Here is a 22001-nt window from a genome sequence, read left to right as displayed (position 1 = left end):
CCCCATGACTTCGGAGTTCATCCATGACCTTTCTTCGGCGTGCCCTCGTTCCGGCCGTCGGCGCCGTACTCGTGCTGCTCCTGACCTCGCCCGCCGCCCTGGCCCACGACCGTCTCAAGGCCAGCAACCCGGCCGACCGCGCCAAGCTGAAGAGCCTGGAGACGGTCGAGCTGGAGTTCACCTCGCACATGCAGCTGCCCACCATCGTGCTCGACGGCCCCGGCGGCAAGCCGGTCCCGCTCGACAAGCCACGCGTTCAGGGCAACAAGGTCTTCGCCAAGCCCACCGGCACGTTGCCGGCGGGCCGCTACCGGATCGCCTGGCGCGTGGTCTCCTCCGACGGCCATCCGATCCAAGGGGAACTCGCCTTCACCATCACCGCCCCGGACCCCTCGCCCAGCCCTTCGGAGGAGACGCCCACTCCGGCGAGTTCTCCCGACACTTCGGAGAGCTCTCCCGAGCCGCAACCCGCCTCCGCGCAGCCGCCCTCCTCGTCGCCGGTGGCGGCCACCCGGGCAGGCGGCACGTCGGGGCTGCCCGGATGGTTGTGGGCGGCGCTGGCGGTGGTCCTCGCGGGCGGCGCGGCCGTCGTCCTCGCCGCGCGCCGCAAGCCCCGCCCCGGCGGTGGCTGATCGGCGTTGGGTCGGTGTGCGGCATGTCCTGTCTCGGCGGTGGCTGATCGGCGTCGGATCCACGTGCCGCAAGCCTCGCCCCGGCCGCGGCGGATCGCCGTGGATCGCCGTGGATCGGTGTGCCGTCACCGTTGGCGGCACGCTGATCCGTCGGCGATGATGATCGCTGAAGGAGGTACCTTGCGCCGTGACATGACCCGGCAGGCGGGGATCTCGTCGGCGAAAGGGACTTCCGGCGCCTGTGGGCGGGCACGACCGTGAGCCAGCTGGGCTCGGCGGTGAGCATGGTCGCCCTGCCCGTGGTCGCCATCACCGTGCTGGACGCCTCGGCTTTCCAGGTCGCCTTGTTGTCGGTGATTCAGGCGGTCACAATTGTCGTCGTCGCATTTCCCGCGGGGCGGTATATCGAATTCCGGGCCAAACGCCCGGTCATGATCTGGTCAGATATCGCCAGATGTATTTTGCTGTTCAGCATTCCGATCGCGTCGTTCTCCGGGCTGCTGACATTCGCTCACCTCTGCGTCGCCGCGCTGGGCAACGCCGCCGGCCAGATCGCCTCGTCCGGGGCGGCGCAGGCGCATCTGAAGGCTCTCGTCCCCGCCGAGCGGCTCATGAGCGCCAACAGCCGCCTGGAGTCGACCCGCTGGTTGAGCGTGCTGGTCGGCCCGTCCCTGGCCGGTCCGCTCATCGGGGTCCTGTCGGCGGTCGGCGCGCTGATCGTCGACGCCGTGTCGTTCGTCGTGAGCGCCTGGTCGATCCGGTCGCTGCGCACGCCCGAGCCGCCCCCGCCCGAGCGCGAGCCGAGCCCCTCCCGGCGGGCGGAGCTGTTCGCCGGGTGGGGCTTCGTGCGCGGGCATCCGGTGCTGCGGCGGATGTTCGCGAGCTGGCTCGTCTTCGCCGGCGCGAGTGCTATGGCGACGCCGCTGAGCTCGCTGTTCTACCTGCGCGACCTGGGCTTCACCCCCTGGCAGTACGGCCTGCTCATGGGGCTCCCTTCGCTCGGCGGCTTCCTCGGCACGCGGGCGGGCCTGTTCCTGGTCGCGGCCTTCATGTGCGTGTCCGGCCTGTTCCTGCCCCGGCGCTCGGAGGATCACGTCTGAGACCCCAGCCGGGCGCGCAGCCCGAGCAGGACGTCGACCACCAGGAACGCGGCCAGCGAGATGCCCATCAGCGGCAGGAAGACCCCGACGGCCACGGCCAGCAGAGCGAGCGGCGCCAGCAGGGCCCAGGACACGTTCCGCCAGCCACCCCGGGGGTACGGCTTGCCGAAGCCGCGGGTGGGCCGGCGGCGCCACCACATCCGGTAGCCGAGCACGATCAGCGTGATCAGGCCGACGGCCAGGAGCGCGAGGAGGATCTGGTTGGCCAGGCCGAACAGCAGCCCCATGTGCCCGTCGATGCCCCACCGGGCGAGCTTGGCGGCCAGCGAGTAGTCGGCGAAGCGCAGCTCGGCGCTCACCTGGCCGGAGGTGGCGTCGACGGCGACCTGGTCAAGGCGGGTGGGCGCGGTCTTGTCGATCTCCTTCGCCAGATAGGGCGCGCCGGCCTTGGCGGGCCAGGTGATCTCCAGCGGGCCGGACAGGCCCTTGGCGGCGGCCGCCTGGGCCACGCGGTCCACACCGACGTCGGCTCCACCGGCGTGGTGTCCCGCGGTCGCGGTGTGCGCGGCGTGGTCGCCGCCAGAGACGTCGATCGACGGGGTCGTCCAGTCGAGCGTCGCGCGCAGCTCGTCGACGTTGGCTCCGGCGTACTTGGACCAGGTCAGGCCGGTGGCGGACAGGAACAGCAGGCCGAGCACCGCCCACAGGCCGATCGAGCCGTGCCAGGACAGCGTGCGGCGGAGCCCGCCGGCGGCGCGGTCGGGGACGATGAGATGGCGCCGGTTGCGGCGGCGCCGGGCGACCCAGAGGACCAGGCCGCCGAGCGCGACCACCCACAGCCAGCTGGCGGCCAGCTCGCTGTAGATCCGTCCGGGTTCGCCCAGGTGGAGCTGGCGGTGGAGGGTGGAGATCCAGGCGCGTACGGGCAAAGCGCCGGAGCTGCCGTAGCTTTCCAGCGTGCCGCGCACCTGGCCGGTGGAGGGGTCGACGAAGACCGCCAGCTGGGTGCTCTCGGCCAGGCCCGGCTGGTTGATCAGCACGCGGGTGGTCTGGCCCGGCTCGGCGCCGGGCCGTACCGCGGTGACGGTGCCCTGGGGGTGGGCCGCGCGGGCCGCCGCGACCTGCGCGCTGAGGGGCAGGCCGGTCTTTCCGACGGGCGCGGTGAGCTCGTGCTGGTAGACGACCTGCTCGATCTGGTACGAGGCGGCGTACATCAGGCCGGTGCACGCGGCGACGAGCAGGAAGGGGGCGATGAGGACGCCCGCGTAGAAGTGCAGCCGCAGCACGAGCGGGCGCAGCGCGGTCCAGGCGGTTCGCTCACGGGACGGCGGGGGGACGTGATCGACGGTATTGCCGACGTCGGCGGTCGAGGTCATCAGGCGTTCTCCACTCACAGCGCACACGGATGCGCGCGCTCTCGACAAGGATTCGAGGTCCGCCGCGCCGTTCACCGGGCGTGGCGGAACACGGGCCGGTGGCCCGGAAAGGATCAGATGAGGGAGAGACGCGCCGGCGGGCCCCGCCGGAAGTTCGCCGCCGCGAACAGGCGCTGGAGGAAGGCGTCGTGGTCGTCCCACGCCGCGGGCCGGCCACCGTACGGGCTCGGCTCGACCAGCCCGCCCGTCAGGACCGAAAGGACGCTCCACCAGCGGCCGACGGACGCGACGGCGAGATGGAGCAGCGCGGCCAGCGCGCACTCGCCCCGCGCCAGCCACCAGGCCGAGATGACCGCCGTCATGGCGTGCACCAGGAACATGCCCACGCCCGTGGCGTGCTCATGAGGCGGCGGCACGTCGGCGGCGCCCGCGCCGAACAGCAGATGCATGCCGTACTGGGCGGCGAAGCAGGCCGCGAGCAGCACCTCCATGCCACGCTGGCGACCGGCGAGCAGGAACGCGCCCGTCCAGGTCAGTGCGAGCGCGCCGAGCAACGTGCCCGCGCGCACCGGATCGCCGCCGGCCAGTCCGTGCAGGGCAGCCGAAACCAGCACGCAGACCGCCGCGAACACCGCGGCGCGTATTGCGCGCAAGAAGGGCCGGCCGACATGCACCCGGTCATAGTGCCATGTGATCGAGAATTCGTATATACGGAATTTGGATCTTAAAAAACATTGCCCGTCGCTTGAACCCAGCCTCAGGAACCTGCGTATCCCACCTAAAGGCGAGCCGTGAGCGCGCCTGGTGGTATTACGGGAAAGGTTCGCGCCAATGACCCTGTCCGTCGCGGTTAAGGGAATGAGCTGTGGCTGCAGTGCCTCGACGATCCGGGCACAGGTCCTGCCACTGCGGGGCGTCGAGCGGGTGGAGGTGGACGTGCTGGGGGGCCGCGTCACCGTGAGCGGAGGCCCGCTGCTCGAGGAGTCGCAGGTGCGCGCGGCGATCGTCGAGGCGGGATACAGGGTGGCCTCCTGATCGTCCGCGGCGAGAGGCGCCTGAACTGAGGACGGCGGCACCGGTGTGCGAAGATCTGTCCGCGATGGGTCCGTTGTCGGTGGTGCGGTGGGTGCGCGCGGCGAGCTTCGCCGCCACGTGCGCCGCCCTGGCCATGCTCGGGCACCTGGCGGGCGGGGGCTACTTCGACGCGGTGTCGACACTGGGCGGCTTTCTGCTCCTGCTGCCGCTCGCGCTGGCCCTGACCGGGCGTGAGCGCAGCCTGGCCGCCATCCTGCCCGCGACGGCTCTGTCGCAGGTCGTCCTGCACGTCCTGCTGAGTCAGGGCGCCGCCCACCACGCGATGGCCTCCCTCGGGGCCGTCCCGGGCGCGGCGCAACTCCATCACGGAGGCTCCCCGAGCTTCGGGATGCTGGTCATGCACGCGCTGGGCGTGCTGCTGACCTCCGCCTGGTTGCGGTGGGTCGAGTCGGGCCTGTGCGCCCTGGTCCGGCAGGTGGCCGGACGGGTGCTGCGCCCGCTGCTGGTCCTGGTCTTCACGGTGGCCGGGTGCACGGCCACCGGTCCGAGGACGATCGCGTACGCGGGTGAGGACGAAACCCCGCCTATTCGCGCCTTCCTCCGACATGCCCTCGTAGGGCGGGCACCTCCTGGAGCGCACGCAGGGACCGCCTGATCCGGGGTCGGCCGTCAGCGCCGATTCCCGGGGCCGTTTCCCCATGCCTTTTCCCGAATAAGCCCGACACCGGGCGTGCCGTAGCGCCGCCCGGGCGCCGCGCGTTGCCGCGATGCGCCGGTCACCGTCGTGACCCGCGCCGGTCTCGCGTGCCTCCAGACTCGACCTCGAAGAGAGCATCATCGATGAATCCCTGTCATGTGCGCCGTCCGCTGGCCGCCGCGCTCTGCGCGCTGATGGCCCTGACCGGTTGCGGTGACCCCGGCGGCTCCGTGAGCGGATCCGCCGCCGTCCCCACCTCGTCCGGCTTCCCCTTGACCTTCGACAACTGCGGCTCGAAAGTCACCTTCCAACGGCCGCCGCAGCGCGTACTGATCCTCAACGGCACCAGCGTGGCCGAGGTGGAGAGCTTCATCATGCTCGGCCTGGACAAGAGCGTCCTGGCCAACGCCCAGAGCTACGGCGTCTCCGACGACCCCGCGATGATCGGCCGGGTCAAGGCGCTGCCGACCGGCGGGCTGACGATGAACAAGAACTTCGACGTCCCCGCCGAGCAGGTGCTCAAGCTCAAGCCCGACCTGGTGGTGTCCACCTGGTCCGGCGGGTTCGACGCCAAGAACGGCTTCGCCACCCGCGAGCAGCTCGCCGCCGCCGGGATCACCTCGCTGGTCAACCCGGTCAACTGCGCGATGGGCAAGCCCGCGGCCACGGAGGAGGAGAAGCGCGCCTACCGCAACCAGTCGATCAACTCCTCGCTGGAGTTCATCGCGCTGCTGGGGCGCGTCTTCGACGTCCAGGACCGCGCCGCCGACCTGATCGGCAAGCTGCGCGCCCGCGTCGAGGCCGTACGGGCGCGGGTCGCGGGCCGGCCCGCCAAGAAGGTCCTCATCGCCTATCCCGGCATGGCCATGATGAACGCCAACGGGCTGCCCGCCGTGATGACCGGCGGCATCTACGACGACGTGATCAAGGCGGCCGGCGGCGTCAACGCCTTCGCCGGGCAGAGCTCGGACGCCACCCGCACCCTCAACACCGAGCAGCTCGCCACTGCCCAGGTGGACGTGCTCGTGGTCGGGCAGTTCACGCCGGACGAGCAGCCCGAGGCGGAGGCGGCCAAGCTGTTCGCCGCCTACCCGCACTGGGCCGCGTCGAAGTCCAGGACGTACGCGGTGGTCTCCGACGGGGTGTATCTCGGCCCGCTCAACGCCGTGGCCGTGGAGAAGCTCTCCAAGGTGGTCCACCCCGGTGACTGACATCCTCACACCCGCACCGGCGACCAGGGCCGCGCCGTCGCGGCGCCCGCACCTCGTCTCCGGGCCCGCCACCGGGCTGCTGCTGGCCGCGCTGGTCGTCGCGCTGGTCGCGGCCCTGGTGGCAGGCATCTCCGTCGGCTCGGTCAACCTTCCGCTCGGCCAGGTCTGGGGTGTGGTCTGGGCCCATCTGACCGGGCGCGGCGCGCAGGCGGATCCGCTGCTCAGCCAGGTCGTCTGGGACCTGCGCACCCCGCGGGCGCTGCTGGCCGCGCTCGCCGGGGCCGGTCTGTCGGTGGCCGGGGTCGCGCTGCAGTCCCTGGTGCGCAACCCGCTCGCCGACCCGTACGTGCTGGGCGTGTCCTCGGCCGCCTCGTTCGGGGCCGTGCTGGTCCCCGCGCTGGGCAGCGCCGCCCTCGCCGGGACGCTGGGCGTCACCGGGGCCGCCTTCGCCGCCGCCCTGCTGTCGGCGCTGCTGGTGTACGTGCTGGCGCAGCGCGCGGGCCGGCTGCTGGACTCCTGGCTGGTGCTGACCGGCGTGGCCGTCGGCTACCTGTGCGCGGCGGCCACCACGTTCGTGCAGCTCCAGCTCAACCCGACCGAGCTGCAGGGCATGATGTTCTGGCTGATGGGCAGCGTCGCCGGAGCGTCCTGGGCCGACCTGGGCGTGCCCGCCCTGATCGTCGTCTGCTGCCTGGCCTGGCTGTCCCTGCAGGCCCGCGCGCTGAACGCGCTGCTGGCCGGGGAGGAGGCCGCCATCGCCGTCGGCGTGCCGGTGGCGGTGCTGCGGATCGGGCTGCTCGTGGCCGGCTCGCTGCTGACCGCCACCGTGGTCAGCGTGGTCGGCGGCATCGGCTTCATCGGGCTGATGATCCCGCACATGGCCAGGTTCGTCGTCGGGGCCGACCACCGCCGCGTGCTGCCCGTGTCGCTGCTGGCCGGGGCGCTGTTCCTGGTGCTGGTGGACCTGGCGGCCCGGATCGCCGACCGGCCCAACGAGCTGCCGGTGGGCATCTTCACCACCGGGCTCGGCGTTCCGTTCTTCCTGTGGCTGCTGCGCCGCCGATCAAGTGGAGGCACCGATGCGGCTTGACCTGGCCGGCGTCAGCGCCCGGATCGACGCCCGCCCCATCGTCGAGGACGTGAGCCTGACGGCCGGGCCGGGGGAGTTCGTCGCGCTCATCGGACCGAACGGCAGCGGCAAGTCCACCCTGCTGCGCACCGTCTACCGGTCGCTGCGCCCGTCCGGCGGCGTGGTCCGGCTCGACGGGCAGGATCTGTGGGGGATGCGGCCCCGCCAGGCCGCCCGGCACCGCGCCGTGCTGCCCCAGCACAGCCAGGTCGCCGACGGGCTGTCCGCCGCCGACGTCGTCGCCACCGGCCGCCACAGCCACCAGCGGCTGCTCGACCGGGAGAACGCCGCCGACCGCGCGGCGGTCGCCACCGCGCTGGAACGGGTCGGCATGGCCTGGGCGGCCGACCGGCTGATGCCGACGCTGTCGGGCGGGGAGCGGCAACGCGTGCTACTCGCCCGCGCGCTGGCCCAGCAGGCGCCGCTGCTGGTGCTCGACGAACCCACCAACCATCTGGACGTCGGCTCCCAGCTCCTGCTGCTGGACCTGATCCGCTCCCTCGGCCTGACGCTGCTGGCCGCCCTGCACGACCTCGACCAGGCCGCCGCCTACGCCGACCAGGTCGTCGTCCTGCGCGACGGCCGGGTCGCCGGGCATGGCCCGCCCCTGGAGGTGCTGACGCCGGCGTTCATCGAGGAGGTCTTCGGTGTACGCGCGCACATCAGCCCGCACCCGATAACCGGCCGCCCGCACATCGCCGTGGCCTCACCCGCACCGTGAACGTGCGCCGGCCGGTCCCTGGACCGGCCGGCGCCCAGGTCAGTGGCCCGCGTGCTGATGAGGCTTGGCGGCGACCCACTCCCTGGCCGCCTCGGCGCGATCGCGCAGTGCGGCGAGGAGCTCGGCCAGGTTCTCGTGGTCCATGTACGACGTCTTGCCGATGTCGTCGATGTGAGTGGTCACCTGGCCGGACAGGCCGGTCACCGCGCTGAGTGATGCGATGATTTCGCGGGTCTCCGCAGCGTTCAGATCGCACATGGCCTCACCGTACGCATCGCGTGGCCGTTCGCACATAGGCGAGCGGGCGAGGATTCCCGAGCCGGCAGGCAAGGAAGAGGCTCTTTCCCACGCGATGCTTTATCGATAAAGTAGCCGCCGCCGCTTACCGAGAAAAGGTGCTAACCATGAGTGACGCTGTCGTGTCCGCCGTGCTCAATGTCGACGTCAAGGGCCCCGTGATCAGCAGACATGTGTACGGCCACTTCGCCGAACACCTGGGCCGGTGCATCTACGGCGGCTTCTACGTGGGCGAGGACAGTGACATCCCGAACGCCGGCGGGATCCGGCTGGACGTCGTCGAAGCGCTGCGCGCCTTGAACATCCCCAACCTGCGCTGGCCCGGCGGCTGCTTCGCCGACGAGTACCACTGGATGGACGGCATCGGCCCGAAGGACCAGCGCCCGGCGATGGTGAACACCCACTGGGGCAACGTCGAGGAGAACAACCACTTCGGCACCCACGAGTTCATGGCCCTGTGCGAGCTGCTCGGCGCCGAGCCGTACATCAGCGGCAATGTCGGCTCGGGCACGGTGAAGGAGATGAGCGACTGGGTCGAGTACCTCACCCGGGACGGCGACTCCCCGATGGTCCGCCTGCGCAAGGCCAACGGGCGTGAGGAGCCGTGGCGGGTGCGCTTCTGGGGGCTGGGCAACGAGGCGTGGGGGTGCGGCGGGCACATGAGCGCCGAGCAGTACGCCGCCGAGGCGCGCCGGTACGGCACCTACTGCCGCAACCACGGCGACAACCGGCTGTACCGCATCGCCGCCGGCGCCAACAGCGACGACTACGCCTGGACCGAGACGCTCATGAAGCAGCTGGGCGACCTGGGCTGTGCCTACCGGCCCCAGCCGTTCTACCAGGCGCTGTCGCTGCACTACTACACGATCCCGGGCACCTGGCAGGACAAGGGCGCCGCCACGGTGTTCGACACGGACGAGTACTACCGGACCCTGGTCAAGGCCGCCCACACCGACGAGCTCCTCACCGGCCACTCCAACGTCATGGACTGCTACGACCCGGGCCGTCAGGTGGGCCTGGTGCTGGACGAGTGGGGCACGTGGTGGAACGTCGAGCCGGGCACCAACCCCGGCTTCCTCTACCAGCAGAACACGCTGCGCGACGCGTTGGTCGCGAGCCTGCACTTCGACATCTTCCACCGCCACGCCGACCGGCTGGTGATGGCCAACATCGCCCAGACGGTGAACGTGCTCCAGGCGATGATCCTGACCGATCCCGACTCCGGGGCGCTCGTGCTCACCCCGACGTACCACGTGTTCGAGATGAACAAGGGGCACCAGGACGCCACGTCACTGCGGGTCGATCTCCTCTCGGACGTGCCCACCCGCGAGGTGGGGCCGGACACGCTGGCGACCGTCTCGCTGTCGGCGAGCCGCAAGGACGACAAGGTGCTCATCTCGCTGTCCAACCTGGACACGGCCGACGCGACCGACGTCGAGCTGGACCTGCGCGGGGGTGATGTCGGCGGGGTCGTCTCGCGGATCCTCACCGCCGGGGCGCCGCAGACCCACAACACGCCCGACGCGCCCGCCGCCGTCGCCCCGCGCTCCCACGAGCAGGTCACGGTCACCGGTACGCGCGTGCGGGTGCACCTGCCCGCCCACTCCTTCGTCACCGTGCAGGTCGACGTCGCATAACCGGCACCCTCGCGGGGCGCAGTAGGCTCCAAGCAGCGGCGGCCACAGTCGGAAGCGGCCGGATCGGATCCGGCCGAAGGAGCAGGACCTGAGGAGCGGCATGGTCACCATGGGCGACGTCGCCAAGCTGTCCGGGGTGTCGAAGATGACGGTCTCCAACGTCATCAACGACCGCGCCGGGGTCAGCGACGAGGTCCGCCGCCGCGTGCTCGAAGCGATCCGCGAGTCGGGCTACCGCGTCAACGTCTCCGCCCGGACCCTCAGGTCCGGGCGGACCGGCGTCATCGGGCTGGCCGTTCCCGAGATCGACCGGCCCTACTTCGGCCAGCTCGCCGCCCACGTGATCGACGAGGCGCGGGGACGCGGTTTCCACGTCGCGATCGAGCAGACCGGCGCGGCCGCGGCCGGGGAGATCGACGCGATCTCCCATTCGTCCACCCTGCAGTTCGACGGGCTGATCCTCAGCGCGGTCGGGATCGACCCCCAGGACTCGCGGCTGACCGGCGGCGACTATCCGATCGTGATGCTCGGCGAGCAGGACTTCGCCGCGCGCTTCGACCACGTCGCCATGCCCAACGAGGAAGGCGCGAAAGCGGCGACCACGCATCTGGTCGACCGAGGCTGCCGCCGGATCGCGATGGTCACCGGCGAGTCCCTCGACGGCGTGAACGTGGTGACGCGCCGCCACCGGGGCTACCTCGCCGGGCTCTCCGAACGGGGGCTCGCTCCCGATCCGGCGCTGCGGTTCGCCGTCAGCGGGATGACGCTGGAAGGGGGCCGCGAGGCGGCCCACCGGCTCGTCGACTCGGGTCTCGAGGTCGACGGCGTGGTCGCGGTGAGCGACACCGTCGCCCAGGGGGTCTTCCGGGGCCTCGCCGACCGCGGCGTCCGGGTGCCCGACGACATCCGCCTCGTCGGGTACGACGACATCCCGGAAGCTGCGTACATGGTGCCCTCGCTGTCCACCGTGGCCCCCGACCACCGGTGGATGGCCGCGAAGGCGGTCGAGCTGGTGACCGCCCGCATCCAGGACCCGTCACGCCCGGCCGGAGAGCACACCGCGCCCTTCGAGCTGATGGTCCGCGAGTCCACCCGCTGACGACCCCGGGCGGGGTCAGGTCCTCGGGTCCGGGCCGGTGAGCACGTCGAAGGCGTGGAGGCGGTGGGCGGCGAAGAGCGTCAGGGCGCGCTCGGTGTCACGGGCGCGCAGGGCGGCGGCCAGCTCCCGGTGCTCCTCGGGGATGTGCGCCAGGTAGTCCGCGGAGCGGACGCCGATCCGGGTCAGCAGGAACAGGTGGACCTGCGAGCGGATGGCCTGCCACGCCTCCTCCAGGCGCCGGTGCCGGGCGGCGGCGTAGACGGCGTCGTGGAAGGCGATGTCGCAGCGCACCATCTCGTGCTCGTCCTCGACGCGCCTCATGCGCTCGGCCGCCTGCTCGACGGCCGCGAGGTCGTCGTCCGAGGCCTGGGCGGCCACCTGCCGGACCGCGAGCTGTTCCAGGGCGGCGCGCAGGCTGTCGAGCTCGGCGACGTCCGCCGGGGAGAGCGTGGTGACGGTGGCGCCGCGGTGCCATGCGCTGCGGACCAGGCCCTCGCGCTCCAGCCGGAGTAATGCCTCGCGTACGGGGCCGCGGCTGACATCGAGCGCGCCGGACAGCTCCACCTCCCGCAGCTGCGCCCCGGGGGCGTAGGTCCCGGCGAAGATGGCCTCCCGGATGCGGTCCGCGACCTCGTCGGCCAGCCCCCGGCGGCGGGCCGGCGCCACCCTGCCCCGTTCACTCATGGCTCCAGCCTCTCACGGGCGCCCCTACCGCGAGCGTTTGTCGTGATGTTAACATTCGGACATTCTAGGCAGAAGGGAAGTCCCCATGACCTCGATCCCCCGGTTCCACCTGGCCATGCCCGTCGACGACCTGGCCGTCGCGCGCCGCTTCTACGGCGAGGTGCTGGGCCTCGAACAGGGCCGCAGCGCCGACACCTGGGTGGACTGGAGCCTGCACGGCCACCAGTTCGTGACGCACCTGGCGCCGGCCCGCGCGCAGCGGATCCACAATCCGGTCGACGGCCATGACGTCCCCGTGCCGCACTTCGGCCTGATCCTGACGATCCCCGAGTTCCACCGGCTCGCCGACCGGCTGCGCGCGGCGGACGTCGAGTTCGTCATCGAGCCCTATGTGCGTTTCGAGGGGCAGGCGGGGGAGCAGTGGACGATGTTCCTGCTCGACCCCGCGGGGAACGCGCTGGAGTTCAAGGCGTTCGCCGACGACTCCCAGGTCTTCGCCGTCTGATTCGGCCCGTCGCCGCCGCCCGCCGGTTGACCTCAATTCCGGTTGAGGTTGCACGCTATGGGGGTCATGTCGGAAAGAGGGCAGGAGTGAGCGGTAATGCGGGTGGTTCGGGTGACCGGGTTCGGCGGGCCTGAGGTGCTGGTGCCCGGGGAGGCGCCGGATCCGGTGGCCGGGCCGGGGCAGGTCGTGGTCGAGGTGGCGGTCGCGGGCGTGACGTTCGTCGAGACGCAGATCCGGCGTGGCACCGACCAGTGGCATGCCCGGCCGGAGTTGCCGTACGTGCCCGGCGGGCTGGTGGCCGGCCGGGTGAGCTCGGCCGGAGAAGGGGTGGATCCGGCGTGGGTGGGCCGGCGGGTCATCGCCGGGACGGGGGAGACCGGCGGTTTCGCCGAGCGGGCCGTGGCCGCGGCCGAGGACCTGTTTCCGGTGCCGGACGAGCTGGAGTTGCCGGAGGCCGTCGCCCTGCACAGCGACGGCAGCACCGCGCAGGGACTGATCGAGGGCGCCAAGGTCCGTCCCGGCGAGTGGGTGCTGGTCGAGGCGGCGGCCGGCGGCGTCGGCAGCCTGCTGGTGCAGCTGGCCCGTACGGCGGGCGCGCGCGTCGTCGGGGCCGCCCGCGGATCGCGGAAGCTCGACCTGATCCGGGAGCTGGGCGCCGAAGCCGCGGTCGACTACTCCGAACCGGGCTGGACCGGGCGGGTGCTGGAGGCGACCGGCGGGGCCGGGCCGGATGTGGTCTTCGACGGCGTCGGCGGGGAGATCGGGCGGGCCGCGTTCGAGGTGACGGCCCGTGGCGGCCGGTTCTCGGTGCACGGCGCCTCCAGCGGCGAGGTCACCGTCGTCGATCCCGCGCGACGCGAGGACGTGGATGTGATCGGCATCGAGCAGCTCTTCGACTTCGGCCCGCACCTGGCGCGGTGGGCGGAGCAGATGATGGCGCAGGCGGCCGCGGGGCTCATCCGGCCGGTCATCGGGCAGACCTTCCCCTTGGAGCGCGCCGCCGACGCGCACGCCGCGATCGAGCACCGCACCGCCCTGGGGAAGACCCTGCTGCTGATCTGACGGCGCCGGCTACGGGCCACCAGCCGTGCGGCGGCCTCAGGCGCGAGAGCCGCGGAGGTGGGCGATGCCCATGTCCAGGGCGGCCTCCAGGTGCGTGACCTCGCCGGTGGACATCTGGATCAGGACGCCGCCCTGGATGCCGGCGAGCAGGGCGGCCGCCGCGTGGTCGGGGTCCAGGCCCGGGTCGATCTCGCCGGCGTCCTGCATGTGCCGCACGCCGGTGGCGATCTCGGCCTGCCAGCGGCGCATGAGCTCGATGACGACGGCCTGGGCGGCGGGCGTGCGGTTGCCCAGCTGCGAGGTGACCGAGTTGAGCGGGCACCGGCGGCCCTGGCTGCGGTAGTGGTCGACGACCGTGTCACGCCACCGTTGCCAGGCGGGCCACGAGGTCAGCTCGCCGAGCGCCGGCTGCTGGTTCTCCAGCACGCGGCCGGCCTCGAGGCGGGCCACCGCCAGCAGCAGCTCCTCCCGCCCGCCGGGGAAGTAGTGGAAGAGCTGGCTCTTGCTCGTGGCGGTCGCGGCCAGCACGTCGTCCAGGGTCGTGGCGGCCACGCCGAACTCGCGGATGTGCGCGGCGGCGCCCTCGAGGATGCGCTGCCGCGTCGCGGCCCCCTTGCGGGTGAGCGTGGGCATGGAGACCTCCCAGATTGGACTTGCTGGTCCATTTTAGCCTCGGCATCCTGGACCGCGAATCCGCACTTTCGCAAGGGAGAATCACCATGTCCGCACGTCTGCAGGGCCGCACGGCCCTGGTCACGGGCTCGACCGACGGCATCGGCACGGCCATCGCCCGCGCGCTGGCCGCCGAGGGCGCCCACGTCATCGTCAGCGGCCGGGACACCGCCAAGGGTGAGAAGGTCGTCGCGTCCATCGCCGAGGAGGGCGGGCGGGCCTCGTTCGTCCGCGCCGACCTCGCCGGAGGGCTGCCTGCCGTCCGCGAGCTCGCCGACGCCGCGCACCGGCTGGCCGGCGGCCCGCTGGACATCCTGGTCAACAACGCGGCGCTGCTGATCAGCCCCGCCCCCACGGCCGAGGTGGCGGAGGAGCTCATCGACCAGGCCCTGGCCGTCAATGTCAAGGCCGCCTTCCTCCTCACCGGCCTGATCGCCCCCGCCATGGCGGCCCGCGGCAGCGGGGCGATCATCAACCTCGGGTCCATCTCCGGGCTGTTCGGCACGAGCGGCTCCGCCCTCTACGGCACCACGAAGGCCGCCGTCCACTCGCTGACCAAGTCCTGGGCGGACGAATACGGCCCCTCCGGCGTGCGGGTCAACACCGTCGCGCCGGGCCCGACGTTCACCGAGAAGGTCGCCGCGATGGCGGAGTACCTGGCGCCGATGATCGCCGCCATCCCCTCGCGCAGGCCCAGCACCCCGGAGGAGGTGGCCAAGGCGGTGGTGTTCCTGGCCGGTGACGACGCCGCCAACATCCACGGCGCCACCCTCTCGGTGGACGGCGGGCGAGCCGCGGTCTGAGGCGGTCGGTCGCGTACGGCGGTCAGCGCGGGACGTCCCCGGTGGGCGCGAAGGTCTGCCGGTAGTGTTCGGCCGCCTGGGCCATGTCGGCGCTGATGAGCTCGAAGAACCGGCTGGCGGTCGCGAGCCGGACGCCCGCCGGGGTGTCGGCGCCGAGGATGTCGACACCCTCCCGGACCGTCTCGGTCCACAACATCATCGACCGGGTGCCCATCTGCCACGCCCGGTACCAGACCTCGGCGTCGATGATGTAGCGCTCGCGCCGGTTGTCCCGCTCGCGCCTGACGAGCCCCACCTGTTCGAGCCAGCCGACGCCTTTGGAGATCGACGCGGGGCTGACCCGCAGCCGCTCGGTCAGCTCGGTGACGGTCAGGTTGCCGGTGTCGCTGGTGAACAGGCAGGCCATCACCCTGGCCGCCATCGTCGGCACACCCCCGAACGTCGTCGTGAGCCGCTCCTCGAACTCCCGCACCGCCTGGGGGTCGCGCCTGCCCGCGTCCCCCGCCGCCGTGCTCGCCGGCGCGGCCGGCCGGCGGCGGGCGCGCCATCCGGTCGCCTGCTGCGCCCGGCCCGCGTGGTAGCCGTGCGGGCCGCCGTTGCGCGCGATCTCGCGGCCGATGGTCGACCTCGGCCGCCCCAGGCGACGGGCGATCTCCGCGTAGGTGAGCCCTTCCGCCAGCCCTTCCGAGATCTTGCGGCGGTCGTCGTACGTCAGGTGGCCTCCCGGCATGCGCCCTCCCGGCACGTCATCGTCAGGCGCAAGTATCGCCTCCGGTGGACCTGATTGCGACACCGCATCGGGGATTGTTGCATTTGCTGACACCGTCGTTGCGCCAGTTAATCCGCTCTGACCTGGGACAACGGCGTTCGTAACTTGCCGAATCCGCGAACGCATTCGTAGCGTTTCTCCATGCGTGAACGATCGCCGTTCACGCGGAGGGAAACCGACATGACCCAGCCTGGCATGGTTGCCAAAGTATGCCTCGTGACCGGCGCCTCGTCCGGCATCGGCCACGCCACCGCGCTCGAGCTCCTGCACGCCGGCCACTTCGTGTACGGCGCGGCGCGGCGGGTGGGCAGGATGGCGGCGCTGCGCGACGCGGGCGGCCACCCGCTGCCGGTGGACGTGACCAAGGAAGAAGACCTCAAGCGCGCCGTCGACACCATCCTGGACGAACACGGACGGATCGACGTCCTGGTCAACAACGCGGGAGCCGTCGTCCACGGCGCCGTCGAGGACACGCCGCTGGCGATGGCGCGAGACCTGTTCGAGGTCAACGTGTTCGCCGCGGCCCGGCTGGCCCAGCTCGTCCTGCCGCCGATGCGGCAGCAGGGCTCGGGCACGATCGTCAACGTCTCCTCGATCGGCGGCGAGCTCGCCTTCCCGCTCGGCGCCTGGTATTACGCCTCCAAGCACGCCCTGGAAGCCTTCTCCGACTCGCTGCGCATGGAGACCGCGCAGTTCGGCGTCCACGTCGTCGTCATCCAGCCCGGCATCATCAAGACCGACTTCGAGGCCGGGACCGCCCGGCAACTGCGGGAGATCTCCGGGAACGGGCCCTACCGGCAGATGGCCGAGGCCATGGCCGGCGCCGCCGAGACGCCGGCGGGCCACCAGAGCGACCAGGCCACCGACCCCGCCGTCGTCGGGGCGACGATCCGGGAGGCCGTCGAGTCGGACCGCCCGGAGACCCGCTACGTCGTGGGCTGGCAGGCCGAAGCCCTCCTCCAGCTCAACAGATCCCTGCCGGACCGCGAATTCGACGCGCGCATCACCGGCTCCCTCAGATAACTCCGGCTCCACGAGAACCGCAATTCGGAGAAACCCATGACCCCTGCCATCGCCGTTTCCGGGCTCGTCAAGGCTTACGGGCCCGCGCGCGCCCTCGACGGGCTCGACCTCACCGTGAACCCCGGAGAGGTGCACGGCTATCTCGGCCCGAACGGAGCGGGCAAGAGCACCACCATCCGCATCCTGCTGGGCCTGATCCGGGCCACCTCCGGCAGCGCCAGGTTGCTGGGCGGCGACCCCTGGGCCGACGCCGTCGCGCTGCACCGGCGGCTGGCGTACGTGCCGGGCGACGTCGAGCTGTGGCCCAACCTCACCGGAGGCGAGGCCATCGACGTGCTCGGCCGGCTGCGCGGCGGGCTGGACGACCGGCGCAAGAACGAGCTGATCGAGCGGTTCGAGCTCGACCCGAAGAAGAAGGCGCGGACCTACTCCAAGGGCAACCGCCAGAAGGTCGCCCTCGTCGCCGCCCTCTCCGCGGACGTGGACCTGCTGATCCTCGACGAGCCTACGAGCGGGCTGGACCCGCTGATGGAGGCGGTGTTCCAGCAGGTCGTCGCCGAGGCCAAGGCCGCCGGCCGGACCATCCTGCTGTCCAGCCACATCCTCGCCCAGGTCGAGTCCCTCGCCGACCGGGTCACCATCATCCGGGACGGAAAGGTCGTGGAGTCGGGGACGCTGGCGCAGCTGCGGCACCTGACCCGGACCACGGTCGTGGCCGAGACCGCCACCCCGGTGACCGGCCTCGACCGGCTGCCCGGCGTGCACGACGCGAAGACCGAGGGCGGGAGCGTGCGGTTCGGCGTGGACGCCGAGCACCTCGACGCCGCCATCCGGCACCTCACCACGTTCGGCATCGACGCGCTGGTCAGCCACCCGCCGACGCTCGAGGAGCTCATGCTCCGGCACTACGCGCACAAGGAGGCGGCATGACCACGACGGTCACGGGGACGCGCGGCCGTACCGGATCGAGAGTGGGGAGCAGCCACCTGACCGGCACCGGCGCGATGGTACGGCTGGCGCTGCGCCGCGACCGGATCAAGCTCACCCTCTGGCTGGTCGCGATCACGGCGCTCGTCCCGCGCTTCTACTACGCCGCCGTCGACGCGGTCGTCCCGACGCCCGAGGCCCTGGCCTCGGCCTCGCAGATGATCCGCGTCTCCTTCATGAGGGTGCTCGGCGGACCGCTGTTCGGCGAGGTCAGCACGCAGAGCTACTTCCTGGCCGCCTACTGGGTCGAGTTCCTGCTGGCCGCCGCGATCATGAACATGATGCTCATGACCCGGCACACCCGGGCCGAGGAGCAGACGGGCCGGGCCGAGCTCATCCGGGCGGCCGTCGTGGGCCGGCACGCCCAGCTGACCGCGGCGCTGATCGTCGCCGTGATCAGCAACGCCGCGCTCGCGGCCCTCACCACCGCCGCGACGGTCAGCATCGGGTTCCCCGCCGGCAGCGCGCTGCTGTTCGGCGCCTCCCTCGCCGCGACCGGGCTGCTGTTCGCCGGGGTAACCGCGGTCACCGCCCAGGTCACCGAGCACCCCCGGGGCGCGAACGGGCTCGCGGGCCTCGTGCTCTTCACAGCGTGGCTGCTGCGCGGCGCGGGGGCGCTGCAGAGCGAGGAGGGCGGCCCGCTGTTCTGGCTGTCGCCGATCGGCTGGTCGCAGCAGACCCGGGTGCTGGACGACGAGCGCTGGTGGCCGCTCGGCCTCTCGGTCCTACTCGCCGGGCTGCTGGTCGCGGGCGCCTACGCGCTGGCGAGTCACAGGGATCTCGGCGCCTCCTTGCTGGCCCCGCGTCCCGGCCGGGCGTCGGCGCCCTCCTGGCTGCGCTCGCCGTTCACGCTCGCGCTGCGGCTCCAGCAGGCGGCCGTCCTCGCGTGGGGAGCCGCGTTCCTCGCGGTCGGCCTCGTCCTGGGCGCCATGACCGGGGGCATGGCCGAAACCGACCTCCCCATCTTCTCCGGCGCGGACTTCGGGCGGGCCTGGATCAGCCTCATGGTGTTCACCGGGTCTCTCTACACCGGCGTCTTCGCGGTCCTGTCGGTCATCCGGCTGCGGGTGGAGGAGGTGCGCGGCCGGATCGCTCCCGTGCTGGCCGGGCCGACCGGCAGATCGACGTGGTACTGGTCGTCCCTGCTGGTCACCGCGCTCGCCGTGGTCGTCCTGCCGGTGGTGTACGGCGCCGCGCTCGGCATAGGGGCAGCCCTGTCGACCGGCGAGCCCGGCCTCGTGGGAGAGGTCACCTGGGCGAGCCTGATCCGCGCCCCCGAGGTGCTGGTGCTGCTCGCCGTGCCGGCGGCGCTGCTCGGGATCGCCCCGCGGGCCGTGAACGCGGCCTGGGCGGTGCTCGTCTACAGCGGGTTCATGCAGGTACTGGGGTCCTACATGAACCTGCCGGGGTGGCTGGTGAACACGTCGGTGCTGTCCCACCTGCCCTGGCACCCGCTGGGGTCCTTCGCCCCGGTGGCCACGGTCGTGCTGACCGTGCTCGCCGCGGCGCTGGCGATCCTCGGCCTGTACGGGCTGCGCCGCCGCGACCTCGCCGCGGGCTGACGGAGGACGGGTCAGTCGGCGAGCTCCCGACGGCCGTCCAGGAGCGGGCGCAGGAAACGGCCCGTGTGGGAGTGCGGATCGGCGGCCACGGCTTCCGGGGGGCCGTGGCCGACCACCTGGCCGCCGCCTGAGCCGCCCTCGGGGCCGAGGTCGATCAGCCAGTCGGCCGTCTTGATCACGTCGAGGTCGTGTTCGATCACCACGACGGTGTTGCCGGAGTCGACGAGCCGATGGAGCACGGCCAGCAGCTTGCGGACGTCGTCGGCGTGCAGCCCGGTGGTCGGCTCGTCGAGCACGTACAGGGTGCGGCCCCGGGAGCGGCGCTGCAGCTCGGCGGCGAGCTTGACGCGCTGGGCCTCGCCGCCGGACAGCGTGGTGGCGGGCTGCCCCAGCTTGACGTAGCCGAGCCCGACGTCGGCCAGGACCCGCAGGTGGCGCGTGATGATCGCGTGCTCGGCGAAGAAGGCCGCGGCCTCGTCGATGGTCATGGCGAGGACGTCGGCGACGGACCTGCCCTTGTAGCGGACCTCCAGGGTCTCCCGGTTGTACTGGGCGCCGTGGCAGACCTCGCACGGCACGTAGACGTCCGGGAGGAAGTTCATCTCGACCCTGATGGTGCCCTCGCCGTAGCAGGGCTCGCAGCGGCCGCCCTTGAGGTTGAAGGAGAACCGGCCCGGCTGGTAGCCGCGTACCTTGGCCTCGGGCGTCTGGGCGAAGAGGCGGCGCAGGTGGTCGAAGAGGCCGGAGTACGTGGCGGGGTTGGAGCGGGGGCTGCGGCCGATCGGCGCCTGGTCGATCTGCACGACCTTCTCGACGGCCTCGGCCCCGGTGATGTCGCGGTGCCGGCCGGGCACTCTGTGCGCACGGTGCACGCGCCTGGCCAGGGCGGCGTACAGGATGTCGTTGACCAGCGTCGACTTGCCCGACCCGGAGACACCCGTGACCGCGACGAGCAGGCCCAGCGGGAACGACACCGTGACGTCGCGCAGATTGTGCTCGGTCGCGCCGTGCACCGTGATCTCGTGACCGGCCGTCCTGGGGCGACGCCGGTCAGGGAGCGGGATCTGTCGGCGCCCGGACAGGTACGCCCCGGTGCGGGACGTCGGGTGCGCGGCGAGCTCCCGCACGGTGCCCGAATGCACCACGTGCCCGCCGTCGGCGCCGGCTCCCGGCCCGATGTCCACGACCCAGTCGGCCGCCTTCATGGTGTCCTCGTCGTGCTCGACCACGATGACGGTGTTGCCCCGGTCGCGCAGCCGCAGCAGGGTCTCGATGAGCCGCCGGTTGTCGCGCTGGTGCAGGCCGATGCTCGGCTCGTCCAGCACGTAGAGCACCCCCGCCAGCCCCGAGCCGATCTGGGTGGCCAGCCGGATCCGCTGCGCCTCGCCGCCGGACAGGCTCGCGGCCGGGCGGCCCAGCGAGAGGTAGTCCAGGCCCACGTCGAGCAGGAACCGCAGGCGCTCGTCGATCTCGGTGAGCACCGCCTGGGCGACCCGGCGTTCCCAGCCGGTCAGCTCCAGCCCGGCGAGGAACCGCGCCGCCTCGCCGATCGGCAGCGCGCTCACCTCGGCGATGCCGCGCCCGCCCACGGTGACCGCCAGCACGCCCGGCTTGAGCCGGGCGCCGCCGCAGGCCGGGCAGGGCACCTCGCGCAGGTAGCCGCCGAACCGGTCGTCGGAGCCGCCGGCCTCGGCGTGACGGCGCTCGATGTGCGGGATGACGCCTTCGTACCGGGTGACGTAGGAGCGCTCGCGGCCGTAGCGGTTCTGGTAATCGAGGTGGATCCGCCGCGGAGTCCCGTGCAGGACGATCGTCCGGACGGCGTCGGGCAGGCTACGCCAGGGTGTGGTGGTGCTGAAGCCGATCTCGGCGGCCAGGGCGTCGACCAGCCGGGCGAAGTAGTCCGCGCCGCTGGTGTTCGTCCACGGGGCGATGGCGCCTTCGGCCAGCGTCCTGTCCTCGTCGGGGATGACGAGGCCGGGATCGACCTCCGTCCGCGAGCCGAGCCCGGCGCACTCGGGGCAGGCGCCCCACGGAGCGTTGAAGGAGAACAGCCGCGGCTCCAGCTCCTCCAGGTCGAGGTCGTGCCCGCGCGGGCACGCCATCCGCTCCGAGAACCTCAGCTCGCGCCCCGGGTCGGTGGCCTCCAGGTCGACGAACTCCACGCCGACCACACCGCCCGCGAGCCCCAGCGCCGTCTCGACGGAGTCGGTCAGCCGCTGCCTGATGCCCGGCTTCACCGCGAGCCGGTCCACGACGACGTCGATGGTGTGCTTCTTGCGCCCGTCCAGCACCGGCGGCCTGGTCACCGGGTGGATCGCGCCGTCCACCCGGACGCGGCTGAAGCCGTCGCCCGCCAGTTGCCGCAGGACCTCGGCGTGCGTGCCCGCACGGTCGCGTACGACGGGCGCCAGCACCTGGAAGCGGGTCCCGTCCGCCATGGCGAGCAGCCGGTCCACGATCTGCTGGGGAGTGCGGCGGTGGACCGGCTCGCCGCATTCCGGGCAGTGGGGGCGGCCGACGCGGGCGTACAGCAGTCGCAGGTAGTCGTAGACCTCGCTGACCGTGCCGACCGTGGAACGCGGGTTGTGGCTCGTCGTCCTCTGGTCGATGGCGATGGCCGGTGACAGGCCCTCGATGACGTCCACGTCCGGCTTGTCCAACCGGCCGAGGAACTGGCGGGCGTACGCCGACAACGACTCGACGTAACGCCGCTGCCCTTCGGCGAAGATGGTGTCGAACGCCAGGCTCGACTTGCCGGAGCCGGACACCCCGGTGAAAACGATCAGCGCATCCCTGGGCAGGTCCACGGAGATGTCGCGGAGGTTGTGCTGGCGGGCGCCCTTGACGACGAGACGGTCTCTCACACGCTCGAACCTAGTGCGCACGCCGGCGCGTCGTTATCGCATCGTTATCTAGTTTCGCAGGATGATCTTTCCGACGATACGGCGGGCGGCCAGTTCCGCCGGTGCCTGGCCGGCCTGCGCGAGCTCGTACTCG

Annotated in this window: 22 protein-coding genes; 15 read left to right on the top strand and 7 right to left on the bottom strand. The window is 72.0% G+C overall.

Annotated elements, in window-relative coordinates:
• The first annotated feature begins 23 nt into the window (after positions 1 to 23).
• Both ACWDRB_RS10530 and ACWDRB_RS10525 read left to right on the top strand, forming a co-directional pair.
• On the top strand, positions 24 to 632 hold the full coding sequence (locus ACWDRB_RS10530; protein ID WP_449892800.1) for a copper resistance protein CopC: 609 nt from the start codon (positions 24 to 26) through the stop codon (positions 630 to 632).
• Positions 633 to 871: 239 nt separating this feature from the next.
• Entirely contained in the window at positions 872 to 1732 is an 861-nt protein-coding gene (locus tag ACWDRB_RS10525) for an MFS transporter (protein ID WP_449892864.1), read from the top strand.
• Here the strand turns inward: ACWDRB_RS10525 and ACWDRB_RS10520 are convergent.
• Positions 1723 to 3108 carry a PepSY-associated TM helix domain-containing protein gene (locus ACWDRB_RS10520; protein ID WP_449892799.1) on the bottom strand — a complete coding sequence of 462 codons (1386 nt, stop codon included), beginning with the start codon at positions 3106 to 3108 and terminating at the stop codon, positions 1723 to 1725. The two genes, ACWDRB_RS10525 and ACWDRB_RS10520, sit on opposite strands and share 10 nt — an antisense overlap.
• Before the next feature lie 113 nt (positions 3109 to 3221).
• Positions 3222 to 3761, bottom strand: a complete 540-nt coding sequence (locus ACWDRB_RS10515; RefSeq protein WP_350735067.1) for a hypothetical protein — start codon at positions 3759 to 3761, stop codon at positions 3222 to 3224.
• A gap of 178 nt (positions 3762 to 3939) precedes the next feature.
• Between ACWDRB_RS10515 and ACWDRB_RS10510 the strand changes: the two genes are divergently transcribed.
• The 5 genes from ACWDRB_RS10510 to ACWDRB_RS10490 all read left to right on the top strand — a co-directional run bounded on the left by ACWDRB_RS10510 (position 3940) and on the right by ACWDRB_RS10490 (position 7901).
• Complete coding sequence (locus ACWDRB_RS10510) at positions 3940 to 4143, top strand: heavy-metal-associated domain-containing protein (RefSeq protein WP_350735069.1); 204 nt, start codon at positions 3940 to 3942, stop codon at positions 4141 to 4143.
• Positions 4144 to 4186: 43 nt separating this feature from the next.
• Positions 4187 to 4798, top strand: coding sequence for a hypothetical protein (locus tag ACWDRB_RS10505; protein ID WP_449892798.1), 612 nt, complete (start codon positions 4187 to 4189; stop codon positions 4796 to 4798).
• 185 nt (positions 4799 to 4983) lie between these two features.
• Positions 4984 to 6051, top strand: a complete 1068-nt coding sequence (locus ACWDRB_RS10500; RefSeq protein ID WP_449892797.1) for an ABC transporter substrate-binding protein — start codon at positions 4984 to 4986, stop codon at positions 6049 to 6051.
• Positions 6044 to 7141, top strand: a complete 1098-nt coding sequence (locus ACWDRB_RS10495; protein ID WP_449892796.1) for a FecCD family ABC transporter permease — start codon at positions 6044 to 6046, stop codon at positions 7139 to 7141. Before ACWDRB_RS10500 ends, ACWDRB_RS10495 begins: the two co-directional genes overlap by 8 nt.
• On the top strand, positions 7131 to 7901 hold the full coding sequence (locus tag ACWDRB_RS10490) for an ABC transporter ATP-binding protein (protein ID WP_355195260.1): 771 nt from the start codon (positions 7131 to 7133) through the stop codon (positions 7899 to 7901). Before ACWDRB_RS10495 ends, ACWDRB_RS10490 begins: the two co-directional genes overlap by 11 nt.
• Before the next feature lie 39 nt (positions 7902 to 7940).
• Here ACWDRB_RS10490 and ACWDRB_RS10485 read toward each other — a convergent pair whose 3' ends face one another.
• Positions 7941 to 8159, bottom strand: a complete 219-nt coding sequence (locus tag ACWDRB_RS10485) for a hypothetical protein (protein WP_355195261.1) — start codon at positions 8157 to 8159, stop codon at positions 7941 to 7943.
• A 146-nt stretch (positions 8160 to 8305) separates the two neighbouring features.
• On the opposite strand from ACWDRB_RS10485, the gene ACWDRB_RS10480 reads away from it, so the two are divergent.
• Together ACWDRB_RS10480 and ACWDRB_RS10475 are read left to right on the top strand one after the other, a co-directional pair.
• Positions 8306 to 9835 carry an alpha-N-arabinofuranosidase gene (locus ACWDRB_RS10480; RefSeq protein ID WP_449892795.1) on the top strand — a complete coding sequence of 510 codons (1530 nt, stop codon included), beginning with the start codon at positions 8306 to 8308 and terminating at the stop codon, positions 9833 to 9835.
• A 100-nt stretch (positions 9836 to 9935) separates the two neighbouring features.
• Positions 9936 to 10934, top strand: coding sequence for a LacI family DNA-binding transcriptional regulator (locus tag ACWDRB_RS10475; RefSeq protein ID WP_449892794.1), 999 nt, complete (start codon positions 9936 to 9938; stop codon positions 10932 to 10934).
• 15 nt (positions 10935 to 10949) lie between these two features.
• On the opposite strand, the gene ACWDRB_RS10470 is transcribed toward ACWDRB_RS10475, so the two are convergent.
• A complete protein-coding gene (locus ACWDRB_RS10470; protein ID WP_449892792.1) occupies positions 10950 to 11618 on the bottom strand; it encodes a GntR family transcriptional regulator in 669 nt (222 codons plus the stop codon).
• An 85-nt stretch (positions 11619 to 11703) separates the two neighbouring features.
• On the opposite strand from ACWDRB_RS10470, the gene ACWDRB_RS10465 reads away from it, so the two are divergent.
• Both ACWDRB_RS10465 and ACWDRB_RS10460 read left to right on the top strand, forming a co-directional pair.
• Entirely contained in the window at positions 11704 to 12123 is a 420-nt protein-coding gene (locus tag ACWDRB_RS10465; protein ID WP_350735087.1) for a VOC family protein, read from the top strand.
• A 96-nt stretch (positions 12124 to 12219) separates the two neighbouring features.
• Positions 12220 to 13185 (top strand): zinc-binding dehydrogenase, encoded by a 966-nt coding sequence (locus ACWDRB_RS10460; RefSeq protein WP_449892791.1) that lies wholly within the window; start codon positions 12220 to 12222, stop codon positions 13183 to 13185.
• A 36-nt stretch (positions 13186 to 13221) separates the two neighbouring features.
• Here ACWDRB_RS10460 and ACWDRB_RS10455 read toward each other — a convergent pair whose 3' ends face one another.
• Positions 13222 to 13818, bottom strand: coding sequence for a TetR/AcrR family transcriptional regulator (locus ACWDRB_RS10455; RefSeq protein WP_449892790.1), 597 nt, complete (start codon positions 13816 to 13818; stop codon positions 13222 to 13224).
• A gap of 86 nt (positions 13819 to 13904) precedes the next feature.
• Between ACWDRB_RS10455 and ACWDRB_RS10450 the strand changes: the two genes are divergently transcribed.
• A complete protein-coding gene (locus ACWDRB_RS10450) occupies positions 13905 to 14660 on the top strand; it encodes an SDR family NAD(P)-dependent oxidoreductase (protein WP_449892789.1) in 756 nt (251 codons plus the stop codon).
• 22 nt (positions 14661 to 14682) lie between these two features.
• Here the strand turns inward: ACWDRB_RS10450 and ACWDRB_RS10445 are convergent, their stop codons facing one another.
• Positions 14683 to 15390: a helix-turn-helix domain-containing protein gene (locus ACWDRB_RS10445; RefSeq protein ID WP_363964728.1), complete on the bottom strand. Its 708-nt coding sequence runs from the start codon at positions 15388 to 15390 to the stop codon at positions 14683 to 14685.
• Between the two features lie 180 nt (positions 15391 to 15570).
• Here ACWDRB_RS10445 and ACWDRB_RS10440 point away from each other — a divergent pair, with 180 nt between their 5' ends.
• From ACWDRB_RS10440 to ACWDRB_RS10430, 3 genes are read left to right on the top strand one after another with little or no spacing between them, the layout of a single operon-like run.
• The gene (locus ACWDRB_RS10440) at positions 15571 to 16452 is read left to right on the top strand and encodes an oxidoreductase (protein WP_449892788.1); all 882 of its coding nucleotides are present in this window, start codon (positions 15571 to 15573) and stop codon (positions 16450 to 16452) included.
• 36 nt (positions 16453 to 16488) lie between these two features.
• Complete coding sequence (locus ACWDRB_RS10435) at positions 16489 to 17382, top strand: ATP-binding cassette domain-containing protein (protein ID WP_449892787.1); 894 nt, start codon at positions 16489 to 16491, stop codon at positions 17380 to 17382.
• Positions 17379 to 19001: an ABC transporter permease gene (locus tag ACWDRB_RS10430; RefSeq protein WP_449892786.1), complete on the top strand. Its 1623-nt coding sequence runs from the start codon at positions 17379 to 17381 to the stop codon at positions 18999 to 19001. Before ACWDRB_RS10435 ends, ACWDRB_RS10430 begins: the two co-directional genes overlap by 4 nt.
• Positions 19002 to 19012: 11 nt before the next feature.
• Here ACWDRB_RS10430 and uvrA read toward each other — a convergent pair whose 3' ends face one another.
• Complete coding sequence (gene uvrA, locus ACWDRB_RS10425; protein ID WP_449892785.1) at positions 19013 to 21868, bottom strand: excinuclease ABC subunit UvrA; 2856 nt, start codon at positions 21866 to 21868, stop codon at positions 19013 to 19015.
• Positions 21869 to 22001: the final 133 nt, after the last annotated feature.

Source organism: Nonomuraea sp. NPDC003707, assembly GCF_053587055.1.
This window is presented reverse-complemented; position numbering and strand designations above follow the sequence as displayed.